Annotated in this window: 20 protein-coding genes and 2 riboswitches; of the genes, 14 read left to right on the top strand and 6 right to left on the bottom strand. The window is 64.6% G+C overall.

Annotated features, from left to right (window positions below):
* The 3 genes from KRR38_RS10225 to KRR38_RS10215 are packed head-to-tail and all read right to left on the bottom strand — an operon-like array spanning window position 1 to window position 2,292.
* Entirely contained in the window at window positions 1-348 is a 348-nt protein-coding gene (locus KRR38_RS10225) for a GFA family protein (protein WP_217401124.1), read from the bottom strand.
* Window positions 349-358: 10 nt separating this feature from the next.
* Window positions 359-829 (bottom strand): nuclear transport factor 2 family protein, encoded by a 471-nt coding sequence (locus KRR38_RS10220; protein WP_217401122.1) that lies wholly within the window; start codon window positions 827-829, stop codon window positions 359-361.
* 38 nt (window positions 830-867) lie between these two features.
* Complete coding sequence (locus KRR38_RS10215; protein ID WP_217401120.1) at window positions 868-2,292, bottom strand: sigma-54 dependent transcriptional regulator; 1,425 nt, start codon at window positions 2,290-2,292, stop codon at window positions 868-870.
* Window positions 2,293-2,380: 88 nt separating this feature from the next.
* On the opposite strand from KRR38_RS10215, the gene KRR38_RS10210 reads away from it, so the two are divergent.
* The 12 genes from KRR38_RS10210 (at window position 2,381) to gcvPB (ending at window position 12,706) form a co-directional block, all read left to right on the top strand.
* Window positions 2,381-2,581, top strand: coding sequence for an aa3-type cytochrome c oxidase subunit IV (locus KRR38_RS10210; protein WP_254514734.1), 201 nt, complete (start codon window positions 2,381-2,383; stop codon window positions 2,579-2,581).
* A gap of 103 nt (window positions 2,582-2,684) precedes the next feature.
* Window positions 2,685-3,188 carry an endonuclease domain-containing protein gene (locus KRR38_RS10205; protein ID WP_309141013.1) on the top strand — a complete coding sequence of 168 codons (504 nt, stop codon included), beginning with the start codon at window positions 2,685-2,687 and terminating at the stop codon, window positions 3,186-3,188.
* A gap of 7 nt (window positions 3,189-3,195) precedes the next feature.
* Window positions 3,196-3,477: a proton-translocating transhydrogenase family protein gene (locus KRR38_RS10200; protein WP_217401118.1), complete on the top strand. Its 282-nt coding sequence runs from the start codon at window positions 3,196-3,198 to the stop codon at window positions 3,475-3,477.
* Window positions 3,478-3,481: 4 nt separating this feature from the next.
* On the top strand, window positions 3,482-4,945 hold the full coding sequence (locus KRR38_RS10195) for an NAD(P)(+) transhydrogenase (Re/Si-specific) subunit beta (RefSeq protein ID WP_217401117.1): 1,464 nt from the start codon (window positions 3,482-3,484) through the stop codon (window positions 4,943-4,945).
* Window positions 4,946-4,996: 51 nt separating this feature from the next.
* Window positions 4,997-5,263, top strand: a complete 267-nt coding sequence (locus tag KRR38_RS10190; protein ID WP_217401115.1) for a hypothetical protein — start codon at window positions 4,997-4,999, stop codon at window positions 5,261-5,263.
* 68 nt (window positions 5,264-5,331) lie between these two features.
* Window positions 5,332-6,024 (top strand): aspartate/glutamate racemase family protein, encoded by a 693-nt coding sequence (locus tag KRR38_RS10185; RefSeq protein WP_217401113.1) that lies wholly within the window; start codon window positions 5,332-5,334, stop codon window positions 6,022-6,024.
* A 4-nt stretch (window positions 6,025-6,028) separates the two neighbouring features.
* Complete coding sequence (locus tag KRR38_RS10180) at window positions 6,029-7,189, top strand: deoxyguanosinetriphosphate triphosphohydrolase (RefSeq protein ID WP_217401111.1); 1,161 nt, start codon at window positions 6,029-6,031, stop codon at window positions 7,187-7,189.
* Window positions 7,186-7,863 carry an NAD(P)H-binding protein gene (locus KRR38_RS10175; RefSeq protein ID WP_217401109.1) on the top strand — a complete coding sequence of 226 codons (678 nt, stop codon included), beginning with the start codon at window positions 7,186-7,188 and terminating at the stop codon, window positions 7,861-7,863. The genes KRR38_RS10180 and KRR38_RS10175 overlap by 4 nt, the downstream gene beginning before the upstream one ends.
* 66 nt (window positions 7,864-7,929) lie before the next feature.
* Window positions 7,930-8,036, top strand: a riboswitch (glycine riboswitch).
* A gap of 1 nt (window position 8,037) precedes the next feature.
* Window positions 8,038-8,162: riboswitch (glycine riboswitch) on the top strand.
* Between the two features lie 28 nt (window positions 8,163-8,190).
* Window positions 8,191-9,348: a glycine cleavage system aminomethyltransferase GcvT gene (gene gcvT, locus KRR38_RS10170; RefSeq protein WP_375293416.1), complete on the top strand. Its 1,158-nt coding sequence runs from the start codon at window positions 8,191-8,193 to the stop codon at window positions 9,346-9,348.
* Window positions 9,349-9,358: 10 nt separating this feature from the next.
* Window positions 9,359-9,730: a glycine cleavage system protein GcvH gene (gene gcvH, locus KRR38_RS10165; protein ID WP_217401105.1), complete on the top strand. Its 372-nt coding sequence runs from the start codon at window positions 9,359-9,361 to the stop codon at window positions 9,728-9,730.
* A gap of 4 nt (window positions 9,731-9,734) precedes the next feature.
* Window positions 9,735-11,105 carry an aminomethyl-transferring glycine dehydrogenase subunit GcvPA gene (gene gcvPA / locus KRR38_RS10160; RefSeq protein ID WP_217401103.1) on the top strand — a complete coding sequence of 457 codons (1,371 nt, stop codon included), beginning with the start codon at window positions 9,735-9,737 and terminating at the stop codon, window positions 11,103-11,105.
* The gene (gcvPB, locus tag KRR38_RS10155; protein ID WP_217401101.1) at window positions 11,102-12,706 is read left to right on the top strand and encodes an aminomethyl-transferring glycine dehydrogenase subunit GcvPB; all 1,605 of its coding nucleotides are present in this window, start codon (window positions 11,102-11,104) and stop codon (window positions 12,704-12,706) included. The genes gcvPA and gcvPB overlap by 4 nt, the downstream gene beginning before the upstream one ends.
* Before the next feature lie 5 nt (window positions 12,707-12,711).
* Here gcvPB and KRR38_RS10150 read toward each other — a convergent pair whose 3' ends face one another.
* A complete protein-coding gene (locus tag KRR38_RS10150) occupies window positions 12,712-12,846 on the bottom strand; it encodes an entericidin A/B family lipoprotein (protein WP_217401099.1) in 135 nt (44 codons plus the stop codon).
* Between the two features lie 62 nt (window positions 12,847-12,908).
* Complete coding sequence (locus KRR38_RS10145; protein ID WP_309141012.1) at window positions 12,909-13,823, bottom strand: DMT family transporter; 915 nt, start codon at window positions 13,821-13,823, stop codon at window positions 12,909-12,911.
* A 44-nt stretch (window positions 13,824-13,867) separates the two neighbouring features.
* Between KRR38_RS10145 and KRR38_RS10140 the strand changes: the two genes are divergently transcribed.
* Window positions 13,868-14,074, top strand: coding sequence for a hypothetical protein (locus tag KRR38_RS10140; protein ID WP_217401097.1), 207 nt, complete (start codon window positions 13,868-13,870; stop codon window positions 14,072-14,074).
* Window positions 14,075-14,165: 91 nt separating this feature from the next.
* The gene (locus KRR38_RS10135) at window positions 14,166-14,489 is read left to right on the top strand and encodes a hypothetical protein (protein ID WP_217401095.1); all 324 of its coding nucleotides are present in this window, start codon (window positions 14,166-14,168) and stop codon (window positions 14,487-14,489) included.
* Window positions 14,490-14,560: 71 nt separating this feature from the next.
* On the opposite strand, the gene KRR38_RS10130 is transcribed toward KRR38_RS10135, so the two are convergent.
* Entirely contained in the window at window positions 14,561-17,653 is a 3,093-nt protein-coding gene (locus tag KRR38_RS10130; RefSeq protein WP_217401093.1) for an autotransporter domain-containing protein, read from the bottom strand.
* Between the last annotated feature and the right edge of the window lie 169 nt (window positions 17,654-17,822).

Here is a 17,822-nt window from a genome sequence, read left to right as displayed (position 1 = left end):
TCAGTGGCTCGCCCCGTCGACCTGCTGGATGGTCAGCGCGTCGAGGTCGATGTCGGGCACGCAGCGCAGGTTGATCCCGCGCATCTTCACGCCGCCGTTCTCGCCCTCGGCGAAAGGCTGGGCACCGCAGGTCTTGCAGAAGCGGTGCGCGATCGCGTGCTTGTTGAAGGTATAGGTGACGAGGCTGTCCTCGCCGCTGTCGAGCCTGAACTGCTCGGCCGGCACGAAGCTCAGCAGGAAGCCCTTGCGCCGGCAGTGCGAGCAATTGCACGACATCGCGCCGGCCGGCGGATCGCCTTCGACGGTGAAGGTCACCGCGCCGCAGTGACAGCTTCCACTATATGCCATGATGTTCTCCTCAGGTCGTCTCGACGCGCAGCCGGGTAATACGGGTCGTCTTGAGCAGCCACGTGTCGCCCACTTTCTCGTAGGTGTCGTGGTAGTGGCCATAACCTACCAGACGCTCGAACGGCGCGCCCGGGGGCATGAAGAACCTGTCGCTGAAGACCCAGATGCCGGTAGCGGTGGTGTCGCCGGTGATCTCGATCTCGCTCTGGTGGCCCTGATGGACCGTGACCAGCCGCGGACCGTCGCCGGGATCGAGGTTGTCGGTCTGCCAGGCGTCGCGGCCGCTCATGACCACGTTCATCTGCGGCATGTGGTCGGTGCCGGTCACCGGATCGGTGCAGCAGCCCATGTAGTCGAGCACGCAGTCCTCGGCGAGGATCGAGCGCACCAGCTTGCCGTCTCCCGAATCGACCCCGCGCCAGTACTTGGCCTTGAGCTGCTTGATTTCCTCGATCGCGGCGAGCCGCTTGCTTTCCTTCATCCGACCTCTCCATCACCTCGCGGCGAGGTTAGGACCGGTCAGGCGGCGTTGTCGATGCCGAGTTCGGAAAGCTTGCGGTAGAGCGTCGAGCGGCCGATGCCGAGGCGCCGGGCGACTTCGGTCATGCGTCCGCGGTAGAGCCCGATGGCAAGGCGGATGACGTCGGCCTCGATCTCTTCGAGCGGGCGCAGGTTGCCGTCGGGGGTGTAGAGCGTCACGCCCGAGCTTTCGGGTGGCGCCGGAGCGGCGTTGAGGTTCTGGCCCGAACCGAGCATGTTCGAAAGCTGCGGGAAATCCTCGGCGGTCAGTGCGTCGCCGTCGCAGAACACGGCGGCGCGGAACAGCACGGCCTGGAGCTGGCGGACGTTGCCCGGCCAGTCGTAGGCGGCGAGCAGCGAAAGCGCGCCATCGGTGATGCCGAGCTGGCGCAGGCCCGGCTGTTCGCCGATGCGTGCGAGGAAGTGGCGGCAGAGCGCAGCCATGTCGCCCGGCCGTTCGCGCATCGGCGGCAGCGAGACGGTAGTGGCCGAAAGTGCCTGGAGCAGCTCGGGCAGGAAGTGACCGCCCGCGACCATGTCCTTGAGCGGCAGATTGCTGGCCGCGATCAGGCGGACGTCGACCTTGAAGCTGTAAGGCGCGCCGATCGGGCGGACGTCGCCGCGGGTCAGCGATTCGACGAGCCGTTCCTGCATCTGCAGCGGCAGGCGGTCGATCTCGTCGATCGCCAGGGTGCCGCCGTCGCATTGCTGGAGTGCGCCGATCTGCCGCTCGAAGGCACCGGCGAAGGCGCCTTTCTCATGGCCGAACAGCAGCGATTCGATCGAATTGGCCGGGATGTTGCCGACATTGACGATTCGCAGCGGGATGCGCGAACGCGGGCTCGCCGCATGAACCGCGCGCATCAGCATTTCCTTGCCGGTGCCGCTTTCGCCCTCGATCAGCACGGGCGCGTGGCCACGCGCCGCCTTGGCCGCCACGGCGAGCGCCGCGCGGAAGGTGGATGCAGCGCCGATCATCGCCTCGAAATCGGGGTTCGAGGGCATCTTCTCGGTCAGCGGGGCGAGCTCGTCGCGCGGTGCTTCACGCCGGGTCGCGCTGCGCAGCGCTTCCATCAGGCGTTCGGGCGCGACGGGCTTGATCAGGTAATCGGTGGCGCCGGCGCGCATCGCTTCGACCGCCAGCAGCGGCGAGGCGCTGGTCGTCAGCATGAGGATCGGCATGGCCGGGCGGCGGGCTTTGAGCTCGGCGATCAGCCCGCAGGCGTCGTCGCCGGGCACCCACTGGTCGAGGATGATCGCGGCGAGCTGCATGCCCTGGCGCGTGCCGAGCGTGGCGATCGCGGTTTCCGAATCGCGGGCAATGATCGTGCGCCAGCCCTCGCGCGCGGCGAGCGCAGAGATCAACCGGCACTGGGCCGGCTCATCGTCTATCAGCATGAGCACACGCTGCTCGAACTCTGGCATGATCCTGGCGCAATCCATTCCCAAGGTTTCGCCGGGGATAGCGCGATCGGGTAAAGACTGAATTAAGGCTAAATGGATGGGGAAGCGCTTGAGCGAATTCGAACTGGGCGATAGAGGCCTAGTTGAAACACCAATTCCCAATTCAAGGATGGATCGCATGGCATCGGGCAATGACATGAAGGCGGCGAATGAAACCTACGCTGGCTTCATCAACATGATCAAATATGGCGCGATCGCCGTCGCCATTATCGCGGTCTTCGTAGTCGGTCTGATCGCCTCGCACAGATGAGCTTGCGTCTCGCCGTCCTCGAGGAACGGGCGAACGGAGAGACACGCATAGGCGCGATGCCGGTGACGGTTCGCCAACTCATAACGCTGGGCGTCGCCGCGACGTGTGGCTCAAGCTTGGTTTCAGGCGAAAGGCCGGGGTGAGCGGCGATGCGCCCGATCCTCCCCGGCACGGGGAGGGGGACCGCGCGAAGCGCGGTGGAGGGGGCTTTCCTCCCGCACAACGCCGGGTGGTTTATCGCGCCCGCCAGCTCCGCAAGACACCAAGCCTTGCCGAAGTCGCGCTCTGGCGAATGCTGCGCTTGCGCCCCAACGGCCATATATTCCGCCGGCAGCATCCCATCGGGCCTTACGTCGTCGACTTCTGTTGCCTGAAGTTGCGGTTGGCGGTGGAGGTCGACGGTGACGTGCACGATATGGGCGAAAGACCGGCCTACGATCTGCGTCGCGCACAGTTCATCGAGCAAATCGGCTATCGGGTGACCCGGGTCTCGGCGCGGCGCGTTCTGGTTGATGCCGCGGACGCTGCTCAGGCGATCGTCGCATTGGCGGAGAGCCCCCTCCACCGTCCTGCGGACGGTTCCCCTCCCCGTGCCGGGGAGGATTAGGAGCAATATGGACTTCATCTCGGTCTTCTCGATCTTCGTCCTCGCCTGTTTCGTCGGCTACTACGTCGTCTGGTCGGTCACACCGGCGCTGCACACGCCGCTGATGAGCGTGACCAATGCGATCTCCTCGGTGATCATCGTCGGTGCGCTGATCGCCGGGGCTTCGACCAGCGGGATCGGCTCGAGTTGGCTGGGCCTCGCCGCGATCGTCCTGGCGAGCATCAACATCTTCGGCGGTTTCGCCGTCACCGCCCGGATGCTGGCGATGTTCAAGCGGAAGGATCGCTAGACGGATGGAGCGTGCCGCACTGCCCGACTGGGCGCTGATTGCCTACCTTGTCGCGGGCGTGCTGTTCATCCTTGCCCTGCGCGGGCTGTCGCGACCGACATCGGCGCGGACGGGCAATCGGCTCGGCATGGCGGGGATGGCTATTGCGGTAATCACGACTCTCGTTACGCATCCGCCGGGCGGTAGCCTGCAAATCCACGACGGTTTTTCGACGTGGTCGATCGATTTTGTCCAGTTAGCCAAAGTCATCGGCGCCATCGCTATCGGCGCCGCGATCGGCCTCACCATCGCCCGCAAGATCCAGATGACCGCGATGCCGCAGCTCGTTGCGGCCTTCCACAGCCTCGTCGGCCTTGCAGCGGTTCTCGTCGGCTGGGCGGCCTATATCGATCCCGCGGTTTTCGGCATCCTCGACGCGCCCGGCGTGATCGACCCGCTGAGCCGCGTCGAGATGGGCCTCGGCGTCGCCATCGGCGCGATCACCTTCTCGGGTTCGATCATCGCTTTCGCCAAATTGAACGGCAACATGAGCGGCGCGCCGATCCTGCTGCCTGCGCGCCACGCGATCAACGGCCTGATCCTGCTGGCGATCTTCTTCTTCATCTTCGGCTTCTGGCATTCACAATCGCCGATCGACTTCTGGCTGATCACCGGGCTGGCCTTCCTCATCGGCTTCCTGCTGATCATCCCGATCGGCGGCGCGGACATGCCGGTGGTCGTCTCGATGCTCAATTCCTATTCGGGCTGGGCCGCGGCGGCGATGGGCTTCACCTTGCACAACACGGCGATGATCATCACCGGCGCGCTGGTCGGCTCTTCGGGCGCGATCCTCAGCTACATCATGTGCAAGGCGATGAACCGCAGCTTCGTCTCGGTGATCGCCGGCGGCTTCGGCACCGAGAACGGCAGCGGCGCCAATGGCACGAAGATCGAGCGCCCGTGGAAGCGCGGCTCGGCCGAGGATGCGGCCTTCCTGCTCTCCGAGGCCGAGCAGGTCATCATCATCCCCGGCTACGGCATGGCCGTTGCCCAGGCGCAGCACGTGCTGCGCGAGATGGCCGATCTGCTCAAGGCCAAGGGCGTCCGCGTCAAATATGCGATCCATCCGGTCGCCGGGCGCATGCCGGGCCACATGAACGTGCTGCTGGCAGAGGCCAACGTCCCCTACGACGAGGTATTCGAGCTCGAGGATATCCAGGGCGAGTTCGCCCAGACCGACGTTGCCTTCATCATCGGCGCCAACGACGTGGTCAATCCGGCCGCGAAGACCGATCGTTCATCGCCCATCTATGGCATGCCTGTATTCGATGTGGAGAAGGCCAAGACGGTCATGTTCATCAAGCGCTCGATGTCGGGCGTCGGCTATGCCGGAGTGGACAACGAGGTGTTCTATATGGACCAGACGATGATGCTGCTCGCAGACGCCAAGAAGATGGTCGAGGACATCGTCAAGGCGCTTCAGCACTGATGCGCCGCGCTCTCGCCCTGGTCGCGCTGTTCCTCGCCCCGGCGCTTGTTCTTGGCGGCCTGCGCCGAGAAGATCGCCGAGCACCGCGTCCAGGCGGCGCTGGTCAATGCCGGTCTGTCCGAAAGCAACGCCGATTGCATGGCCAGGCGCATGGTCGACCGGTTGACGATCAGCCAGCTCCGCAAGCTCGAGGCGCTGCAGGGCGAGAAGCGCTCGGTCGCCGACTATGTAATCGCGGTTGAGCGCGTCGGCGACAAGGACGTCATTGGCGTGACGGCGAGTTCTGCCGCCTTGTGCGCAACCGGGTTCGGCCGCTAGCTGGACGGACACCGCCGGGCTGGGTTAGGGCCGGGGAAACTGCCTTTTTTCCCGAAAGGATCGGACCCTTGCGCAAAATCGGCCTCATCGGCGGCATGAGCTGGTACTCGACCCGTACCTATTACGAGCACATCAACCGCGGCGTGCAGGCCAAGGCCGGCAAGCAGGCCAGCGCGCCGCTGCTGATCGAAAGTCTCGACTTCACCGATCTGGTACGGCTGTCGACCGACGACGACTGGAAGCGCGCCGGCGGTGTGCTCGCCGATTCGGCCAAGCGGCTCGAAGCGGCGGGGGCGACCGCGCTGCTGATCGGCACCAATGCGATGCACAAGGTCTATGATGCGGTAGCCGGCGCGGTCTCGGTGCCCGTGCTGCACATCGCCGAAGCCGTCGGCCAGCGCATGGCGGCGAGCGCGGTCAAGAAGGCCGCGCTGCTCGGCGCGCGCAACGTCATGGTCGAGACTTTCTACCGCCAGAAGCTGATCGCGCACGATATCGAGCTGCTGCCGCCCGAGATGGCCTTCGTCGATACGCTCGACCGGATCATCTACGACGAGCTGATCATCGGCAAAGCCACGCGCCAGTCCGAGCGCGAGCTGAAGACGATCATCACCAATCTCGAACAGGACGGCGCCCAGGCGATCGTGCTCGGCTGCACCGAGCTCGAGATGGTGGTCGACGTCGATGCCAATGTCCTGCCGATCTACGACTGCACGCGCATCCATTCCGATGCCGCGGTGGACTGGATCATGGGCGGCTGATCCCATGACCCGCGCGCCTTTCGCTTCCGATCCAGGCCAGTCGCGCGGACGTCAGTTCCCGCTCGATGCCGCTTTGGCGCGGGGGCCGCGGAGCGACTATCAGCGCGACCGTGACCGGATCATCCATTCGATCGCCTTCCGCCGGCTGCGCTACAAGACCCAGGTGTTCATCGCGCCCGATGGCGACCACTACCGCGTGCGGCTCACCCACAGCCTCGAAGTCGCGCAGATCGCCCGCGTCATCGCGCGCACGCTGGGGCTCGATGAGGACCTGACCGAGGCCCTGGCCCTGGCGCACGACATCGGCCATCCGCCGTTCGGTCATGCTGGCGAGGACGCGCTGCACGCGGCGCTCCATGCTCACGGCGGCTTTGACCACAACGCGCACTGCCTGCGCACCTTGATGAAGCTCGAATCGCCCTATTGCGAGCACGACGGGCTCAACCTGACCTGGGAAATGCTCGAGGGCCTGGCCAAGCACAACGGGCCGGTGGGGGAGGTAAACTGGGCGCTGGCCGAGATCGATGCGGCCTATCCGCTGGAGCTGACCACGTGGCCGTCGCTGGAGGCCCAGGTCGCGGCGATCTCCGACGACATCGCCTATGACAACCACGATATCGACGATGGGCTCTATGCGGGCTTCCTCGATCTCGACGAGCTCTTGGCGCATCCGTTCGTGGCGACCCACTGGGGCGAGGTCGAGAAGCGCTATCCCGGCGCCCCGCGCGAACGCCAGCTGCGCGAGCTGATCCGCGGACAGATCGGTATGATGGTCAACGACGTCATCGCCGAGACGCGCCGCCGCACCCAGGGCATGACCAGCGTCGCCGACGTCCGCGCAGCTGAGCACGCCAGCGCCGCTTTCTCACCCGAACTTGCCGAGGCCGAGCGCGGCTTCAAGCGTTTCATGTATGAGAAACTCTATTACCACCCCGAGCAGCTCGCCACGGCCGAGCGCGCCCGCGCGGTCACCGCTGAGCTTTTTGCAGCCTACTCGCAGGAACCGGCGCACATGGACGAGAGCTGGTTCGCCCGCCTGCCCGAGCACGAGCCTGCGCGCAGCCGCCATATCGCCGATTTCATCGCCGGCATGACCGACCGTTTCGCCATCTCGCGCCACGCGCAGATCTACGGCCGCACTCCCGAGGGTCTGCGCAACGTATGAAGCCTGTGCGGATCTGCCTCGTCGGGGCCACCGGCCTCGTCGGCTCGCGCCTGATCCATGCGGTGGTCGGTCGAGCCGATCTGCGTATTGTCGGCGTCGCTCGCCGCGAAATGCCGCTGCCGCCTGGCGCGCAAATGGAGATGCTGGTCGCCGAGCCTTGGGGCTGGGCCGATGCGATTGCCGCGTCGAATGCCAATGTTCTCGTCTGCGCGCTCGGCACGACGATTCGCGCGCAAGGCGGCGACCAGGCGGCATTTCGCGCGATCGACCACGACCTTGTCCTCGACTGTGCGCGAGCCGCGAAGACGGCGGGCATCGGACATATGGTCCTAGTCTCCTCCGTTGGTGCCGACCGGGCGAGCCGCAACTTCTACCTACGCGTCAAAGGCGAGACCGAGGACGCCCTAGCCAAGCTGCACTTTACCCGGCTCGATATCCTGCGTCCGGCGCTGTTGCGCGGACCCCGGGCCGAGCGGCGGCCGGCCGAACGGCTGGCGATGATCCTGAACCCGCTGATCGATCCCTTTCTGCGCGGCGGGCTCCGGCGGTTCCACTCGATCAAGGCCGACACCATGGTGCAGGCGGTCATTGCCCTGGCCAAGGAAAAGGCGGGCGGTCGTTTCGTTCACGAGTACGACGCGATGCGCTATGCGATCCGGCGGGCTCGGGGATAATTCGCTGGCGCGGCAAGAACCCGCGGTTGACTCGCTGGAGCGGTCCCGCGAAAGGTCTGGTCAGTCGCTGACCGCGCGGGAGAGTTCCTGCGATTCGTCGTTTTGATGGGTCGCAGGGCGCCGAAGGAGCAACCGCCCCGGAATCTCTCAGGCCAAAGGACCGCGTAGGGTCGATAGCGATGCTCTGGAAAGTGCTCCGTCACCGTTGCGGAGCCGCCGAAGGGGTAACCTCGTTCAAGTCCAAGTTTCTTGGCGCGAACGGGGGAAAGCTCTCAGGCTTCCGTGACAGAGGGGGCACCTGACCGGTGTGCCAAACTGTGCGGAGTTGTGCCTGTGACTGACGTAATCGACAGCGATGAAGCTGAAGCCCCGCCGGAAATCCTGGTGCTGCCTTTGGACGCCTGGCACCGCGAGCGCGGCGCGCGGATGGTCGAGTTCGCCGGCTACTGGATGCCCGTCCAGTATGAAGGCATCATTGCAGAGCATCTGTGGACCCGCGAGAATGCGGGCCTGTTCGATGTCAGCCACATGGGCCAGCTCGGCGTGGCCGGAGACGGCGCGGCCGCGGCGCTCGAAGCGCTGCTTCCCGGCGACATCTCGGCGCTGAAGCCCGGGCGCATGCGCTATTCGCTGCTGATGGCCGAGGATGGCGGTATTCTCGATGACCTGATGGTGCTCAACACCGGGAAGGACTTCTCGGTCGTCGTCAACGGCGCGACCAAGTGGGACGACATCGGCCATCTGCGCGAGCATCTGCCCGACGAGATCGTGCTTACCTACTTCGACGAGCAGGCGCTGCTGGCGCTGCAGGGGCCCAAGGCGGCCGACGCCCTCGCGCGGCTCGGCATTTCGCCGCTGCATGAGGGCGGCACGCCGCTGGCAGAGCTCAAGTTCATGCAGGCTGACATCTACGACTGGCAGGGCAAGCGCCTCGGCATAAGCCGTTCGGGTTATACCGGTGAGGACGGCTTCGAGATTTCGGTGAGCGCGACGGACGTTGTCGAACTGGCCAATGCCCTGGCCGCGCAACCCGAGGTCAAGCCGATCGGCCTCGGCGCGCGCGATTCGCTGCGTCTCGAGGCCGGGCTGCCGCTCTATGGGCACGATCTCAACGAGCAGACCGATCCCATCAGCGCCGATCTGTCCTTCGCTATCAGCAAGCGCCGCCGTGCCGATGGCGGCTTCCTCGGCGCCGACCGCGTGCTGGCGCTGCTTGCCGATGGATCTTCGGCCAAGCGCGTCGGCCTCGCGCTCGAAGGCCGTCAGGCGGCGCGTGAGGGTGCCCCGGTCATGCAGGGCGACAGGCAGGTCGGCCAGGTGACCTCAGGTGGCTTCTCGCCCAGCCTGCAGCGTCCGATCGCCATGGCCTATGTCGACGCCGCGCTGGCCGCGCCCGGCACCAGGCTCGAACTCGACGTTCGCGGCAAGTGCCTTGCCGCCACGGTTGTGTCCATGCCTTTCGTCCCCCATCGCTACCATCGCTAAGGAGCCCCCGATGAGCCGCTATTTCTCCGAAGAGCACGAGTGGATCGAAGTCGACGGTGACGTCGGCACGGTCGGCATTACCGACTATGCCCAGGGCCAGCTCGGCGACATCACCTTCGTCGAACTACCCGGCGTGGGCCAGGCCGTAGCCAAGGGCGATTCCGTCTCGGTGGTCGACTCGGTCAAGGCCGCCTCGGACGTCTATTCGCCGGTCAGCGGCGAGGTGACCGACGTCAACGCCGCGCTCGGCGACGCGCCCGAACTGGTCAATAGCGACGCCGAGACCGGCGGCTGGCTGTTCCGCGTCAAGCTATCCGATGCGGGCGAGCTTGGCAGCCTGATGGATGCTGCCGCTTACGAGAAGTACGTCGAAGGGCTCTGATCTCATGCGCTACCTGCCGCTTACCCCCGCCGATCGGGCCGAGATGCTCGGCGTCATCGGTGCCGCCACGGTCGATGACCTGTTCAGCGACGTGCCCGCCGAGGTGCGGCTGTCGGGACCGATCGCCGGCCTGCCGAACCACGCCAGCGAGATGGCGGTCGAGCGGCACATGAGCGCACTCGCGGCGAAGAACATCAGCGCGGGCTCGGCTCCGTTCTTCCTGGGGGCAGGGGCCTATCGGCACCATATCCCGGCCTCGGTCGATCACCTGATCCAGCGCGGCGAGTTCCTCACCGCCTACACGCCCTATCAGCCCGAGATCGCGCAGGGTACCTTGCAGGTGCTGTTCGAGTTCCAGACCCAGGTCGCGCGGCTGTTCGGCGTCGATGTCGCCAATGCCTCGATGTACGACGGCTCGACCGCCTGCTGGGAAGCGATCGCCATGGCGGCGCGGGTGACCAAGCGGGGCAAGGCCGTGCTCTCGGGCGGGCTGCACCCGCACTACGTCGCCTGTGTCGAGACGATGGCGCGCTTCACCGGCGATGCGATCGATGCGCGCGCGCCGAAGCTCGACGCTGCGCCCGACGATGCCGAAGTGATTGCCGCGATCGACAAGGACACTGCCTGTGCGGTGGTCCAGTACCCCGATATCCTCGGCCGGATTCCCGATCTCGCCGCTATTTCGGCGGCAGCGCAGGCGGCGGGCGCGTTGTTGGTGGTCGTGGTGACCGAGCCCGTGGCGCTCGGCCTGCTCGAAGCGCCGGGCCATCTCGGCGCCGACATCGTCGTGGGCGAGGGGCAGTCGCTCGGCGTCGGCCTCCAGTTCGGCGGGCCCTACCTCGGCCTGTTCGGCTGCCGCGAGAAATACGTCCGGCAAATGCCCGGGCGGCTCTGCGGCGAGACCGTCGATGCCGATGGCCGGCGCGGGTTCGTGCTGACGCTGTCGACCCGCGAGCAGCATATCCGCCGCGAGAAGGCGACGAGCAATATCTGCACGAACTCAGGCCTTTGTGCACTAGCCTTCTCGATCCACATGAGCCTTCTCGGCGGTGAGGGACTGGCGCGGCTGGCCGCGGTCAACCACGGCCGGGCGCAGGTGGTGGCGGCGCGCCTCGCCAAGGTGCCGGGCGTGAGCGTGCTCAACGACGCGTACTTCAACGAGTTCACGGTCGTCCTGCCCGGCGATGCCCGCGAGGTCGTGCGCGCGCTGGCCGACCGGCAAGTGCTCGGCGGGGTTTCGCTCGGCCGGCTCTACCCGGGCGTGGATGCGCTGCATTCCGGCCTACTGGTCACCGCGACCGAGACCACGACCGACGAAGACATCGAGGCGCTCGCCGCCGCGCTGAGCGAAGTGCTTGAAGGAGTACCGGCATGAACGCGCCCAACGCTTCCGGCTGGAAGCCGGCCCTTGGTTCCGGCGGCGCGGCTGATGCAGTGCCGACCACTTCGAGCGGCGACAAGGGGCTGATGCTCGAGGAGCCGCTGATCTTCGAACTCGGCACCGGCGCCAATTATGGCGTCGACCTCGACGAGCCCGAAGCGCCGCCGCTGGCCTCGTTGTCGCGCTTCCTGCGCAAGGAGGCTCCGCCGCTGCCCGGCTTGACCGAGCCCGAAGCCGTGCGCCACTACACGCGCCTCAGCCGGCAGAACTATGCGATCGACCTCGGGCCGTTCCCGCTCGGCTCGTGTACGATGAAGCATAACCCGCGGCTCAACGAGAAGATGGCGCGGCTACCCGGCTTCGTCGATGTCCACCCGATGCAGCCGCAGCAGACCGTGCGCGGCGCTTTCGAAGTGATGCACCAGCTCGCGCATTGGCTGATCGAGCTGACCGGCATGGCCAGCGTCGCGCTTTCGCCCAAGGCCGGCGCCCACGGCGAGCTTTGCGGCCTGCTCTGCATCCGCGCCGCGCACGATGCCAAGGGCGATGCGCGCTCGGTCATTCTCGTGCCTGAGAGCGCCCACGGGACCAATCCCGCGACCGCGGCCTTTGCCGGCTACAAGGTAGAAGCGATTCCCGGCACCGCCGACGGCCGCGTCGATCTTGCCGCCTTCAAGGCGCGGCTCGGGCCCGACGTTGCCGGCGTGATGATCACCAACCCCAACACTTGCGGTCTGTTCGAGCGCGAGATGAAGGCGATCTCCGACGCTGTCCACGCCGCGGGCGGCTACGTCTATTGCGACGGCGCCAACTTCAACGCGATCGTCGGCAAGGTGCGCCCGGGCGACCTCGGCATCGACGCGATGCACATCAACCTGCATAAGACCTTCTCGACCCCGCACGGCGGCGGCGGGCCAGGTTCGGGGCCGGTCGTGCTGTCCGAGGCTCTGGCACCCTTCGCACCCCTGCCTTTCGTCACGAAGGATGCAGACGGGACGGCACGCCTGGTCGAGGAGGAAGATGCCCCAGCCGACAGCCCGCAGGCCTTCGGCCGCATGGTCGCCTTCCACGGCCAGATGGGCATGTTCACGCGCGCGCTGACCTATATTCTCAGCCACGGCGCCGACGGCCTGCGCCAGGTCGCCGAGGACGCGGTGCTCAATGCGAACTACGTGCTGCGCAGCCTCGACGGGCTGCTCGACGCGCCGTTCGGTGCCAGCGGCCCCTGCATGCACGAGGCGCTGTTCAGTGATTCCAACCTGCCCGAAGGTTTCTCGACGCTCGACATCGCCAAGGGACTGATCGACGAGGGCTTCCACCCGATGACGGTCTATTTCCCGCTCGTCGTCCACGGTGCGATGCTGGTCGAGCCGACCGAGACCGAAAGCAAGCAGGGGCTGGACCGGCTGATCGCCAGCCTGCGTTCGGTTGCGGAACGCGCGCTTGCAGGGGATGAGAGCCTGAAGTCAGCGCCGCACTTCGCGCCCCGCCGCCGTCTCGACGAGACGCAGGCCGCGCGCAAGCCGGTGCTGACCTGGAAAGGACACGTCCAGCCGCCCGCCGCGCCCAGCCTGAGCGAGATCGGCGGCAGCTGAAGCCTTTAGTGGTTGATCGCGTTATCGCCGGCCTGGCCGACCGATTCGATGTCGCGGCCGGCGCCCTTGACCGTGTTGCAGGCCGAGGCGGTGAGGGCGATGCTGCCCACGGCGATGGCGAAGATCAGCTTCTTGAGCATGGCTTTTATCCTTGTCGCAATGCGGGCGCCGTCTGGCGCCTGCTCGACCGGATAAACCCGGATCAGGCGGACATGTTCCGCGCCTGCTCGGCTTCGAGCGCATCCTGACGGCCCAGCCGGTGCTCGCGCCAGGCGATAACCATGCCGGCGGCGACGATCAGCGGCGCACCGAACCAGGTCGCGGCGGTCGGCAGTTTCTCCCAGATCAGCCAGCCGTAGATCGTCGCCCAGATGAGCTGCGTATAGTCCATCACGATCACGCTCGCGACGGCGCCGAAGCGCAGCGATGCCGCCATCAGCAGCTGCGCGAAAGTGCCGACGACGCCGATCGCGATCAGTTCGAGCCATTGCTGCGGGCTATGCGCCGTCATGAAGAACGGCAGCGCGAGCGCGGCCATCGGCGTGCCGAAGGCCGCGAAATAGAACACGGTGGTGATGGGCTCCTCGGTGCGGCCGAGATCGCGGATCTGGTAGTTGATCACGACGAGGAACAGCGCGCAGAGCAGCCCCAGCGTCATCCCGAGGGTCGAGACGGTTTCGCCGCCGGGCTGGGCGACGATCAACACCCCGGCGAAGCCCAATAGTACCGCGAGCCAGCGATAGGGGCCGATATGCTCGCGCAGGACGAGCGCCCCTAGCACCACGGCGAACAGCGGCGTGGTGAAGCCCAGCACGGTCGATTCGGCCAGCGGCAGCAGGATCGTCGCGCCGAAATTGAACGCCATGTTGGTCATGCCCATCACCGCACGCCGACCGTGGATGGGTAGCCGCTTGGTCTTGAGCCGATGGAGCCCGCCGGTGAAGGCGAGATAGCCCAGCAGGATCGGCAGCGTCACCGCCTGCCGCCAGAACATGATCTCGGGCAACTTCACCCCGCTTTCGCCGACATGCTTGACCAGCATGTAGAGCGTGGCGAAGAGCAGGGCCGAAGCGATGCGCAGGCCGAGCGCGTACATTGGGCGTTGGGGGAGGTCCACGGCGCGGGCTTTAACTCGGCCTGCCGCTGAGGCAAGGGCGGGACATGGAAGATACGCCTTTTGACTTATTATTGTTCGGCGGCGCAGCAGTCTTGCTCGCCGCGATCGCCTGGGTCGCCGACCGCCGCCGCATGCGGAGGCGCGATCCCGATGCCGTGGGCTTCGTGCCCTGGACGACCGTATCCTTCTGGGCTGCCTTCGTGGCGGTGCTGCTGCTGGCGGTGGGCGCGAAGGCGTGGTTCGGCGAGTAAGGGGGAGGGCAGCTCTGTCGGGTGTCCGGAAAGTCCGCTCTTGGATAAGCTGGGCTAGAAAGCAGACCGTGCCAGAGCTACACGGCGCTTCATGACAACTGCGCTCAATCGATGGTGGCTTTGGCTGGCGAGCAACATGATCGGAATAGGGATTTTTCTCTATCTCGGTGCTCAAACCTGGATGGAACCAGAGTTGGCGGACATACCCGGTGCTAGCGGCGGAGAATTCGTTGTTTGGGGAATAACAGCGCTCCCAATCTTCCTCCTCTTCTTCGTGGCACATTTCGCCTTCGGCTTTGGCGCACATCGGCAACGAAAGAGCGACGGAATCTGGCACGGATACCTGTTCCTAGGTTCGACACTTTTTTGCTGGATTGCTGCATTTCTTTTCGACAACGCCCATCACGGGATTTGAACTTCAAAATGACAGCTTCAGGGCGAATGAACTAAGCGGCTGAACGACCGCTTAGTCGGCGTTTGGCGCTGTCAGATCTCGAGGGCCACGGTGATCCTGCCTCGCGTTTCGGTACCCCCCGTTCCATAAGCACCTGCGTAGCTAGCGCCGAGACGTAAATTATCTACTGGCTTCCAGAGGATGCCGAGGGCCGGTCTGACAGCATTTCTTGAAAAGGTTGTGCCGGTAACCGTGAAGTCCGCTCCGCCTTGGGCAAACGCTAGCAGCGCGTCCGAGCGATAGTCAGTATAGGCATGCCGCCATGCCAGGCCAGCGTCGACGTACACCGTGGCGCCTACCGGCTTCAGCAGCCGCGCCCCAAGATCGGAGAATATCGCAGTGGTCGAATGCGCGCTCCCAGCAAGCGCAGCATCCCCGCCCATCTCGAGAAATCGGTCGGTATGAGCACGCAGTGATGTCGCACGAGCAAAGGGTTCGATCACACCATTCAGCCAAGGCAGAGCGTAGCCAACTTCGCCAAATCCATGTAGCATGTTTCCGTGATAAATGGCCCGATCTTGGTCAGTGAAGCCGTCAAATGCGATCGACCGCCGGGTTTCTATTTGATTGAAGGCGCAGCCGATCACGCCTTTTATCCTGAGTCTGCCGATATCGGCGCCACCATAGGCCAGCAAGTGCGCGCTTCCGACCCGGGCATCGCTCGCTTGGCCCTGCAGATCGAGAGTGGTGCGCGTGTAGCCGCCAGCGATTCCGATATGGGCATTCCTGCTTAGCGTCATCTCCACGCCTGCAATCACGCCGAACGTGTCATGGCTGGCATCTGCTGCGCCTGCCGCGCCATCGTATCTGGCTTGGCCGCCTAGAAATTGCGTCCACAAAACGGAGCGACGCTCCGTCAGATCGTCGAGGTGGCTCCCCGCGGCATCCTGGGCACTCAACGCGTCTTGCGTCATTGCTGTCCGCAGCGATGCATGCACTTCGCCGGCAAGCTGGCCCAAATTCGCGCGGACGGAATCGCGGGAAGGGTCGAGCGTCAAGGCCGCATATGCGTCGTTTTCCGTGCTCAGAACCGCCAATGATCCAGCGACGCCGATCTGATTGGATGTTGAACCGATCCCGGCCAACGACGCTGCAGTCCGGGCAATCACGCCATCAATCTCATTGCCGTCGCGGGTCAATCTGACCTCAGTATTCGCCTGAGGGTCCTGCGCGATTGCATAATTGCCGGTGATCCCTCCGTCCGCCGAAAGCAGCGCAAAACGGGTGCCGATGGCCCGGGATCGCACATCGGGTGAGAGTTCGACCAGGGCGCCATTCTCAAGCGTGGCTTTTCCGCCGATCAAAAGCGCGGCGCCGTTTTGCCCGATCATGTAGACCGAACCCGCCTCCTGGTAGAAATCTCCCGCGATCCGAAACGTGCCACCCCGGCCAACACCCGGAGCGATCGTTCCACCTCTCTCCACCCGAACTTCCCCGGCCGCACCCGTGCCGCCCAAGGTTGCGCCATTGCCGACGGTGACTGCCGAAGGCAGGGAGCCGTTCACCAGCACAGTGCCCGCATTTATTCGGGTACCGCCGGAAAACGATTGATCGCCTATGGTCAGCTTGCCCGCGCCTGACTTGATCAGTTGGCCTGTGCCGGTCAGGATTGCCAAAAAGTTCCCGTCGACCTGCTGATCAACTATCAGAGTTCCGTTGTCATCGATCAAGCCGACCAGGACGTCCGCGGATCCCGTCAATGCGGCGTTGCTTTCAATGGTAGTGCCATTCGCGAAAACCGAAGCTGCCATTAGCGTCCAGTCGCCGGAAGCAACCTCTAAATGCTCGAAATTTACCGCACCGGCAAAGGAGCCAGCGCCATTACCCGCAAGCGTAACTTGATCGATATCGTCACCGCCATCCACCGTTCCGATAAATATGGAACCCGGCAAAAGGGTGAGCTGATCGTTCCCACCTTGCAGCGCGAGTGCGATGTTGGGACTGGAGATCGTTCCCGAGTTGGTGACTGTATCCCCCTCGGCACCGCCCAGCACGCCGACTACTGCGCCGGTCACCGTACCGGTGTTGGTGAGCGTACTAGCGCCGCCCCAAAGTACGCCAACGGAGCCGCCCGTAATGGTGCCATCGTTAATCACCTTACCCTTCGAAATGGGAACTGCGCCGCCGACGCTGTATATTGTGGCACCTTGGTGATTGATGACCGTTCCGCCGTTGCCGCCAATGGTTACGCCATCACTACCGGCCGGTTCTCCCGCCGACGTCACACCCGCCGAGCCCAAGGCTTCGATCACGCCATAATTTTCGACGGTGCCGCCATTATCGATATCCACACCGTCACCATCACCATTACCCGAGCCATCGTAGGCTCCGGTGATCCGACCATAGTTGATAACGGTTGCTGTACCGTCTGAGCCGACTCCTGACCCATTGCGGCCGATGATGGTGCCGTAGTTGACGACGGTAACGTCCTCGCTAGTGGTGACGCCGTGCCGCGCACCAGATATCACGCCGTCGACGAGATTGGTGACCGTCCCGGAATGGGCTTGGAAATCGACGCCATCCGATGAATCGTTCGCCACCTTGCCGGCATAGATAGTGCCGGCATTGTTGACGTCCGCGCCCTCGCCCGGGCGGACTGCATCCGCATCGGTCGATTGGATAATCCCACCCGCCAAATTGTCGATCTGGATCTGACCACTCGCGGTACTGGCGACTGCATCGAAGTCGATCGCTTGGCCGTCTATCGTCGAGAGGATAGTCCCAGCGTTCGTCAAACGAACTGTGCCGTCGGTAATGTCCGTATTGATTCGAATGGCATCGTCCTCGGACCTGATAATGCCTGGGCCGTTATTCAGAAGCGTGACCGTACGAGGTGCAGTCGCGCTGCCGCCGGCATTAATGGCGCGGCCTTCCGTATCGGTCGATTCGATTGTGCCGTCGTTGGTTATCCTAAGGTCGGTGGACGACCCATTCCATTTGATTGCCGTATCGGTAACCGAAAGTGTCCCCCCCTGTTCGACAGCCAGCGTATCCATACCGCCGACAGATTTTTGGGTGGTATCCGTCGTGCCAGTTGCAATTACGATGTCTGCTGCAATGGCTGGAGACGCACAAAGCATTGCAGCGGACGCAAGCAGCGCCGCCTTTCGATAACAATTGTTCATTTAACCCTGAAAAACCTATATTATTATGCTAAGCACGGGGACGCCGGTCCTGCCCCTTGCATTTCGCGTCTGGCTTCCAGGTCGACCGCGCGCAAGTTCCAAAAAGTGAAATTGCATCCAATTTGGCGCGGTCATATGGGATCGGCGAACGCTCAGGCTGCGTTCGCCT

This window comes from Novosphingobium sp. G106 (genome assembly GCF_019075875.1).
GTDB lineage: Bacteria > Pseudomonadota > Alphaproteobacteria > Sphingomonadales > Sphingomonadaceae > Novosphingobium.
Note: the sequence above shows the minus strand (reverse complement) of the source record. Positions and strands in the feature narration are given on the sequence as shown.